The sequence below is a fragment of the Pseudoroseomonas cervicalis ATCC 49957 genome, from assembly GCF_000164635.1.
GTDB lineage: Bacteria > Pseudomonadota > Alphaproteobacteria > Acetobacterales > Acetobacteraceae > Pseudoroseomonas > Pseudoroseomonas cervicalis.
On the sequence record NZ_GG771116.1, the window covers coordinates 1 to 862 of the forward strand.

2 protein-coding genes are annotated in these 862 nt (G+C 71.5%); both read left to right on the forward strand.

Going from position 1 to position 862, the window contains the following annotated elements; genetic code table 11:
* Nucleotides 1-491: response regulator (locus HMPREF0731_RS22060; protein WP_007006483.1), on the forward strand; the 491-nt coding region annotated here is incomplete at its 5' end.
* 94 nt (nt 492-585) lie between these two features.
* Nucleotides 586-747, forward strand: coding sequence for a DUF1328 domain-containing protein (locus HMPREF0731_RS23840; protein WP_007006484.1), 162 nt, complete (start codon nt 586-588; stop codon nt 745-747).
* The last annotated feature ends 115 nt before the right edge of the window (nt 748-862 follow it).

Here is an 862-nt window from a genome sequence, read left to right on the forward strand (position 1 = left end):
TGCTGCTGACCGCGCTGGAGGAACTGCCGGTGAGCGACGCCGCGCAGGTCGTCGGCGTGCCGCGCGACGTCGCCGAGACCGAGCTGGACGCGGCGCGCGAGGCGCTGCGCAGCGCCGCCGCCACCGACATCCTGGTGATCGAGGACGAGCCGATCATCGCCATGGATGTCCGCCAGCTGGTCGAGGCCTGCGGCCACCGCGTCGTCGGCGTCGCCGCCAGCGAGGCGCAGGCGGTGCGCATGGCGGCCGAGATGAAGCCGCGGCTGATCCTGGCCGACGTCAATCTCGGCGCCGGGGGCGACGGCATCAACGCCGTCAACCGCATCCAGCGCGAGGTGTCGGTGCCGGTGATCTTCGTCACCGCCTATCCCGAGCGGCTGCTGACCGCCGAGCAGGTCGAGCCCGCCTTCGTCATCAGCAAGCCCTTCGAGCCGCTGGCGCTGGCCATCGCCACCTACCAGGCCGTCTCCTCCACCGTTCCGATCGGCTGAGGCTGCAACCGGGGGGAATACGCCGCGTTCCTGGCACGATGCCGCCCTTGCGGCACCGGCATATTCCCCCAACGGTCCGAAGGAACAGGATCCCATGCTGTACTGGACGCTCATCTTCCTCGTCGTCGCGCTGGTTGCCGGCGTGCTCGGCTTCTCCGGCGTGGCCTCGGCGGCCAGCGGCATTGCCAAGATCCTCTTCGTCATCTTCCTGGTGCTGTTCCTGATCTCGCTCGTCGCCGGCCGCGGCTGGGCGTGACGCGACACCTTGCGGGCGGCGCCCGGCGCGCCGTCCGGCGAGGTCGTACCGGCCGCCAAAAGGGCGGCCTGGCGCGGGCGGGGGGTCTCCCCCGCCCGTTCTGTTTCGGCGCCGC